The sequence below is a fragment of the Methylobacterium sp. WL19 genome, from assembly GCF_008040005.1.
Classification (GTDB): domain Bacteria; phylum Pseudomonadota; class Alphaproteobacteria; order Rhizobiales; family Beijerinckiaceae; genus Methylobacterium; species Methylobacterium bullatum.
Genome location: NZ_VRVC01000177.1, coordinates 1 through 7,302, shown reverse-complemented (window position 1 = coordinate 7,302; position 7,302 = coordinate 1). Strand labels below are relative to the sequence as shown.

Here is a 7,302-nt window from a genome sequence, read left to right as displayed (position 1 = left end):
GGCCAAGGCCGCATCGAGGACCGGGCGCGTCTCCGGGCGTTGCCAGTGCGCGTCGAGGATGGCCGCGAGGCGGGCGCGATCCCGGTCGCGCCCGAGATGATAGGCGAAGCCGGTCTCGCCGCCGGGCAGCCGCACCGCTGCTCTCGTCACCGTGGCCTCGCCGGCGTTGAAGGGCCGGCCGTCGCCGCCGATCCGCCCCCGGACCATCACGAGGCCGGTCTCCGCCGGGCGCAGATCCTCCGCCTCGGGCGTGATTCCGGCCTGCACCAGGGCGGCCAGCAACTCGGCCGGGCTGGCCTGGCCGGCCCGCTCCATCGCATGCCGGCGGGCTGCGGGGTCTGGCATCCCCGGCTCAGGTGGTGTTTGGCTGGCACTCGGCATCGATCGGTCTCCAGACATGTCTAGATGTATAGACAAGAGGATGATCAGGCGCAAGGATTTTCGGGCGGGCTATGCGAGCGATCCATGAATGAGGCGGGCGACAGCCCCGTGACAGCGCTCCGGCGCGGGGGCGGTCTCGCCGCCTGGCGGCAGATCGCGGACGCGCTGGCGGGCGAGATCCGCAGCGGGGCACTTGCCCGCGGGGCGCAGCTGCCGGCCGAATCGGCGCTCGCCACCCGTTTCGGTGTGAACCGGCACACGGTGCGCCGCGCCCTCGGCGTGCTCGCCGAGGACGGGCTGGTGCGCACCACGCAAGGCAAGGGCAGCTTCGTGGAGCAGGGCCCGATCCCCTATCCGATCGGGCCCCGGACCCGATTCTCCGAGATCGTCACGCGCACGGGCCGCGAGGCCTGGGGCGACTTGATCGCGGCCGCGACGGTGCCCGCCGATGCGGGCTGGGCCGAAGCCCTGGGGATCGCCCCCGGCGCACCGATCCTCGAACTCCACACCGTGCACCGGGCCGACGGCGCCCCGATCTCGACGGCCCGGACCTGCCTGCCCCTGCCGCGCTTCTCCGGCTTCGACGCGGCCTACGCCGCCAGCGGGTCGATCACCCGCGCCTATGCGGGCTACGGGGTCGCGGACTACACCCGACTCTCGACCCGGATCGGCGCCCGCCCCGCAGACGCCGAGGAGGCGGCCCGCCTCGACATCGCCCCCGGCCGCAGCCTGATCGTCCTGTCGAGTGTGAACGTGGACGGCGACGGCCAGCGCATCCAGGCCACCCGCAGCCTCTTCGCGGCCGACCGGGTGGAGCTGGTGGTGGAGTGATCGGCGTCTGCGCGACCACGATATCGTCGACCCAGGCGACCGGGCGCGTGGACCCGCAATCCAGCCGCCGGCGGAACGGCTCGCCTGCGGTTCAGGCGGACGGCTCGGCTGCGGCCTTGCCCCAGTTCGGCAGGGGAAAGGCGCGGTCGTAGGTCAGGTTGAAGAGGAAGGCGTAGACCACGTAGAAGGCCGCGATCGTCAGATCCATGAAGAAGGCCTGCGCGAGGCCGATGCCGAGATACCAGGCGATCGGCGGCAGCAGGATCATGAGCAGGCCCGCCTCGAACAGCACGGCGTGCCCCACCCGCAGGAGGAGCCCCTTGTGCGTGTGCCCAACGAGCCGCTGCATCGCCCGGTCGAAGCCGAGATTGTAGACATAGTTCCAGGCCGTCGCGATCAGGGCGCTGCCGATGCCGATCACCCCCATGTCGGAGGCGTGCAGCCCGAACAGCACGGTGCCGAACGGGACGATGAGGGCCAGCCCGAACAGCTCGAACAGGAGGGCGTGGCGGATACGGTCACGGGTGCTGCGCATGGTCTCGTCTCGAAAAGCCTCGTTGGTTCGTGGCTTTCTATCTGCCATACCCCGTCCGGCAAGTTAGAACGTATCTGAGGATCAGATAGATGGCGGTCTCGCTGGACCAGCTCCAGGCCTTCGTGGCAGCGGCCGAGGCTGGGTCCTTCTCCGGCGCCGCCCGCGTGCTGCGCAAGGCGCAGTCGGCCGTCAGCACCCAGGTGGCGAATCTCGAGGCCGATCTCGGGGTCACGCTGTTCAGCCGGGCGGGCCGGAACCCGGTGCTCACCCCGGCGGGGGAGCGGCTGCTATTGGAGGCGCGCGTGGTGCTGGACCGGCGCGAGCACCTGATCGGCCTGGCGAGCAGTCTGGAGCAACGGGTGGAGAACCGGCTGGTGGTCGCCATCGACGAGCTCTATCCCGAGCATGCGCTGGGCGCCCTGTTCGCCGACTTCGCCCGGCACTTTCCCTTCGTCGAGCTGGAACTGCTCTTCCCGCTGATGGAGGATGTCAGCCGTATGGTGCAGTCCGGCGCCGCCGACCTCGGCGTGATGTGGCGCCAGGAGGTGCTGCCCACGGAACTCGGCTTCCAGACCATCGGCTGGGTGCCGCTCAAGCTCGTCTGCGGGCGCGACCACCCGCTCGCCAAAGCGCGGGTGGAGTGGGAGGAACTGAAGCGGCACCGCCAGATCCTGGTCGCCGCGCGCAGCGACGGGCCGGAGAAGCGCCGCCTGCGCGTGGCCGCCGAAGTGTGGTGGGTGGAGAGCCACTGGGTGATCCTCGAGATGGTCAAGCACGGGATCGGCTGGGCCTTCGTCACCGACCACGTCATTGCCGCATCCCTCACCGCGCCGCACCTCGTCACGCCGGACCTGCAGTTCGACGCGGGCGACTGGCCCATCGCCCTGGAACTGGTCTGGCACAAGCAGCGGCCCTGCGGCCCCGCCGCGACCTGGCTGCGCGCGCGCTTCGCGGCGGAGCGGATCGGCCCCGTCTCCCGGGACGGACAGATGGGCTGACGGGGAGGGCCGGGCAGACCTCCCGCTCAGGTCGTCACGCCGCCGATCAGGGCCCGGCGCAGGCGGCCGGAGACGGCGTCGATGATCGCCACGGTCACCAGGATCATCAGGATCAGGAAGGCGACCTGGCGCAGTTCGAGGACACGGATCAGCTCGGTCAGGTACTGGCCGATGCCGCCCGCGCCGACGATGCCGATGATGGTGGCCGAGCGGGTGTTCGACTCGAAGAAGTACAGCACCTGGCTGCCGAGCACCGGCAGCACCGCCGGGATGAGGCCGAAACGGATGCGGTGCAACTCAGCGCCGCCGGAGGCGGAGACGCCCTCGCCGGCCTTGCCGTCGACGGTCTCGACCGCTTCGGAGAACAGTTTGCCCAGCGCCCCGACATCCGCGCAGGCGATGGCGAGCGCACCGGCGAAGGGGCCGAGCCCGACCACGTTGATCCAGATCAGCGCCCAGATCAGCACGTCGACGGAGCGCACCACGTCGAGGCCGCGCCGGACGGTGAAATGCACGAAGGGATTGGGCACGACGTTGCGGGCGGCCAGGAACGCCACGGGAAACGCCAGGATCGCCGCCGTCAGCGTCCCGATGAAGGCGATGCCGAGGGTCTCGGCGAGCGCCTGAAGGAAGGCCCAGGCTCGCCCGCCGGTCTCCGGCGGCAGCATCATGAGGCTGAACTCGCCGAGGCGGCCGAGGCCATTGAGAAGGCGGGCGGCGGAGAAATCGAGGCGCACCAGCGCATAGCCGGACAAAGCGACGAGGGCGGCGAGGGCGAGACCTGCGAGGAGGCGGGTGCGCCAGGCCGGGCGGAAGCTTTCGGGAAAGCGCCGGCGCAGGGCGGCGATCTCGGCCGGATCGAGGTCGGGACCGGTCATCGCAGGCTCCCGAGAAGGTGGTGGCGCAGGCGCTCGGTGCCGAGGTCGATCGCCATCACGGTGAGGATGATCAGGACCAGGATCGCGCTGACATCGGCGTAGTAGAAGTTGCGGATCGCCACGAGGAGCTCCTGCCCGATGCCGCCGGCGCCGACGAATCCCATGACGCCCGCGCCCCGCACGTTGATCTCGAAGCGCAGCAGCCCGTAGGAGACGAAGTTCGACAACACCTGCGGCAGCACGGCGAAGCGCAGGGTCTCGATCCGGCCCGCCCCGGCGGCGGTGAGGCTCTCCACCGGCTTCATGTCGATGTTCTCGACGACTTCCGAGAACAGCTTGCCCAGCGCCCCCGTGGTATGGATCGCCAGCGCCAGCACGCCCACCATCGGCCCGAGGCCGAAGGCGATGACGAAGAGCAGCGCGAACACGATCTCGGGCACCGTGCGGCAGAATTCGAGCCCGCGCCGCACCAGGAAACAGGCCGTCCGGCTGCCGGTCACGTTGGCGGCGGCGGAAAAGCACAGGAGTACGCCGCCGATGGCCCCCAGCAGGGTGCCGAGATAGGCCATCAATAGGGTCTCGCCGAGGAGAGCCAGCCATTTCGGCCAGCCCCAGTACCATTCGGCGAGGTCCCCCGGCAGGTTCGCCAGGGTCAGGTGGGGCAGGATCTGGGCGATGTAGTCGGTGAACCGGCCGATATTGGCCGCGAGCACCAAGGGACGCACCTCGGCGGCGTGGGCGGCGAGCCCGGCGAGGACGACGATCACGGCGAGGCCGGCCCAGGTCCGGCGCCGGGTCGCGGAGACGGCCGCGTCGTAGGCCCCCGCCAGGGCGACGGCCCGGTCCGGGGACAGGGGCGTGATCCGCTCGGGCATCGGTCGTTACCGGCGGGACGCGTGGATCGGGACAGGTCGTGTCAAGATTTGCGACGCTGGTCGTCGTTGAACTTCAGCATCTCGATGATCGGCTGGTAATCCTTCAAGGTCACGGCGGTGAAGCCCTGGTCCTTGCCGTCGGAGAGCCGGTCGAACGCGGCCTTGTCCGCCGCCGGCATCGCCACGAGGGCGTCGCGGATCTTCGCCTTGAGGTCGTCGGGCAGGCTCGCCAGCATGGCGAAGGGCCCCTCGGGGAGGAAGTCGGACTTGAACACGACCCGGAAATCGGCCTGCGTCAGGGGCGTCCCATCGGGCTTCTTGAGCATGCCCTTGGCGGCCATGCGGGTGACCATGGTGTCGGTGTCGGTGTTGTAGAGGTTGGCGGCCGCCTCCACCGTGCCCTGGACGAGGGCGAGGACGGCGTTCTCGTGGCTGCCGGCGTAGACGGTCTTGCCGAAGAGCGCGTCGACCGGGTGGCCGGCCTTGTGCAGGAAGAAGCGCGGCGCCTGGTTGCCGGAGGTGGAGTTGGGGTCGACCAGGGCGAGGTTCTTGCCCTTCAGGTCCTCGATCGTCCTGTAGGGGCTGTCGGCCCGCACGTAGATCACCGAGTAGTAGCCCGAGGCGCCGGTGTCGTGCTTCTGGTTGACGATGGGCTCGATCTTGACGCCGGTCATCACCGCGCGGGCGAAGGAGGCGGGACCGTAGAAGGCGAGCTGGGCGTTGCCGGCGCGCTGACTCTCGATCACGGCGGCGTAGTCGTTGGCGATGCGCAGCTTGACCGGCACGCCGAGGGCCTTCGACAGGTAGGCGGTCATCGGCGCGTAGCGGTCGGTGGTGCCCGACGCGTTCTCGGCCGGGATCACCGCCAGGGTCAGCTCCGGATAGGTCGCCTTCCAGTCCTGCGCGGCGGCCGGGACGGCGAGGAAGGCGAGCGCGAGGGCTCCGGCGAGGGATCGACGGGTCAGCATGGGGATCTTCCGGATGGGGTGGTGAGGAATCAGGCGACGAGGGCGGTGGGATAGACCCGGGGCCGCGCCTGCGCGGCGGGGGCGTCGAGGACCTCGCCGGCCTCCAGCCCGTAGAGCTGGCGGGCGACATCATCGGTGAGGTCGGCGGGCGCGCCGTCGAACACGAGGCGTCCGTCGGCGAGACCGACGAGGCGGTCGCAATAGCCGCGGGCGAGGTCGAGGGAATGCAGGTTGCACAGCACGGTGATGCCGTGGCGCCGGTTGGCCTCTGCGAGCGCGTCCATGACGATGCGTGTGTTGCGCGGGTCGAGGGAAGCCACGGGCTCGTCGGCCAGGATCAGGTCCGGGGCCTGCATCATCGCCCGCGCGATGGCGACGCGCTGCTGTTGTCCGCCCGAAAGCTGGTCGGCCCGGTGGCAGGCGAAGTCGCCCATCCCGAACTCGTCGAGGGCGGCCAGCGCGAGGGCGCGCTCGCGCTCGGACCAGAGCTTGAACAGGGAGCGATGCCGGGGAACCTCCGAGAGCCGGCCCATCAGCACGTTGCTCAGCACGTCGAGGCGACCGACGAGGTGGAACTGCTGGAAGATCATCGCACAGCGCGCCCGCCAGCGCCGCAGGTCGCGGCCACGCAGGGCCGTGACGTCGAGGCCGTCGAACAGGATGCGGCCGCCCGTCGGCTCGGCGAGGCGGTTGATCATCCGCAGCAGGCTCGACTTGCCGGCGCCCGAGCGCCCGATGACGCCGACGAACTGGCCGCGGGGAATGGCGAGAGAAACGCCGTCCACCGCGCGGCGGTCGCCGTAATGGCGGGCGAGACCTTCGAGGATCAGCATGCGGGGGTCCAGTGTTTCATGTCGAACGCTGGTAGACCTGCTCTGCACGACAGGAGAATGACTATTCTCCGGCTAAGCAATTGCCGGTATTATTGTGCCTCGCTCTCGTGACGCTTCAGGAATGCTTCGATCGACGGAGCGCGGAAGTCCGGCAGTGCCCGGCGGAGGCGCGCATGGTCCCAGTCCCACCAGGCCAGCGCCTGCAGGCGCTCGGCGACCGCCTCGGGGAACCGGCGCCGCACGACGCGGCCGGGGTTACCGACCACGATGGTGTAGGGCGCGACATCCCGCGTCAGGATCGTGCCCGCCCCGACCACCGCCCCGGTGCCGATACTGCGACCGGGCAGGATGACGGCGCCATGACCGATCCAGACATCGTGGCCGATGGTGACGGGTAGGGCGCGGCGCCGGGCGAAGAAGGCCGGCTCGTCCTCCTCGCCCGGCCAGTAGGCGCTGGCCCGGTAGGTAAAATGGGATTGGGAGGCCCGCTCCATCGGGTGGTTGCCGGGGTTGATCCGCACATGCGAGGCGATGGAGCAGAACTTGCCGATGGTCGTGTAATTCACCTGCCCGTCCTCGACGATGTAGGAATAGTCGTCGAGGCTCGTCTCGCTGAGGCGCGTGCGGGCGCCGACCTCGGTGTAGCGGCCGAGGCGGCACCGGGAGAGTTCGGCGGTCGGGTGGACGGCCGGTTCGAGGCCGAGGCGATCGGAGACCATCGGGGTTTCCTTCAGGGCGAGAAGGGCAGGCGGCGCAGGAGGCGGAACGGCGCCGTGCCGTCCTGGACGACGACGCTCACCGCATCGATCACCAGGTCGGGCAGGTCCGCAGCGGCCTCGGCCAGCAGGGGCAGAGCGGTCGCGCGCTCCTCCGGGGCAAGGCGGCCGGTCAGGGTCATGTGGAAGCGGAACGTCTCGAACACGTGCGGGTAGCCCCACCGCTCCAGCAGCGCCCGGCCCCGGGGATCGAGGCGCTCGGGGCGGCGGCGGGCGCGCTCAGGGGG

10 protein-coding genes are annotated in these 7,302 nt (G+C 70.3%); 2 read left to right on the top strand and 8 right to left on the bottom strand.

Translation table 11 applies throughout. From position 1 onward, the window contains the following. Positions 1 to 345: phosphonate C-P lyase system protein PhnG (phnG, locus tag FV220_RS23030; protein ID WP_147833365.1), on the bottom strand; the 345-nt coding region annotated here is incomplete at its 3' end. A gap of 120 nt (positions 346 to 465) precedes the next feature. Between phnG and phnF the strand changes: the two genes are divergently transcribed. Beyond that, positions 466 to 1,212, top strand: coding sequence for a phosphonate metabolism transcriptional regulator PhnF (gene phnF, locus FV220_RS23025; RefSeq protein ID WP_056142131.1), 747 nt, complete (start codon positions 466 to 468; stop codon positions 1,210 to 1,212). A 91-nt stretch (positions 1,213 to 1,303) separates the two neighbouring features. Here phnF and FV220_RS23020 read toward each other — a convergent pair whose 3' ends face one another. Continuing rightward, the gene (locus FV220_RS23020) at positions 1,304 to 1,747 is read right to left on the bottom strand and encodes a PACE efflux transporter (protein ID WP_056142128.1); all 444 of its coding nucleotides are present in this window, start codon (positions 1,745 to 1,747) and stop codon (positions 1,304 to 1,306) included. Between the two features lie 89 nt (positions 1,748 to 1,836). On the opposite strand from FV220_RS23020, the gene FV220_RS23015 reads away from it, so the two are divergent. Next, positions 1,837 to 2,745: a LysR family transcriptional regulator gene (locus FV220_RS23015; protein WP_147833364.1), complete on the top strand. Its 909-nt coding sequence runs from the start codon at positions 1,837 to 1,839 to the stop codon at positions 2,743 to 2,745. A 26-nt stretch (positions 2,746 to 2,771) separates the two neighbouring features. Here FV220_RS23015 and phnE (FV220_RS23010) read toward each other — a convergent pair whose 3' ends face one another. From phnE (FV220_RS23010) to FV220_RS22985, 6 genes are all read right to left on the bottom strand, one after another. Next, positions 2,772 to 3,623, bottom strand: coding sequence for a phosphonate ABC transporter, permease protein PhnE (phnE, locus tag FV220_RS23010; protein WP_147833363.1), 852 nt, complete (start codon positions 3,621 to 3,623; stop codon positions 2,772 to 2,774). Beyond that, positions 3,620 to 4,498: a phosphonate ABC transporter, permease protein PhnE gene (gene phnE, locus FV220_RS23005; protein WP_147833362.1), complete on the bottom strand. Its 879-nt coding sequence runs from the start codon at positions 4,496 to 4,498 to the stop codon at positions 3,620 to 3,622. Before phnE (FV220_RS23005) ends, phnE (FV220_RS23010) begins: the two co-directional genes overlap by 4 nt. 41 nt (positions 4,499 to 4,539) lie before the next feature. Then, the gene (gene phnD / locus FV220_RS23000; RefSeq protein ID WP_147833361.1) at positions 4,540 to 5,466 is read right to left on the bottom strand and encodes a phosphonate ABC transporter substrate-binding protein; all 927 of its coding nucleotides are present in this window, start codon (positions 5,464 to 5,466) and stop codon (positions 4,540 to 4,542) included. A gap of 29 nt (positions 5,467 to 5,495) precedes the next feature. After that, positions 5,496 to 6,299, bottom strand: coding sequence for a phosphonate ABC transporter ATP-binding protein (gene phnC, locus FV220_RS22995; protein ID WP_147833360.1), 804 nt, complete (start codon positions 6,297 to 6,299; stop codon positions 5,496 to 5,498). 89 nt (positions 6,300 to 6,388) lie between these two features. Beyond that, complete coding sequence (locus FV220_RS22990; RefSeq protein ID WP_147833359.1) at positions 6,389 to 7,018, bottom strand: DapH/DapD/GlmU-related protein; 630 nt, start codon at positions 7,016 to 7,018, stop codon at positions 6,389 to 6,391. A gap of 11 nt (positions 7,019 to 7,029) precedes the next feature. Further along, positions 7,030 to 7,302 (bottom strand): DUF1045 domain-containing protein (locus tag FV220_RS22985; RefSeq protein ID WP_147833358.1); only part of this gene is annotated, 273 nt, incomplete at its 5' end.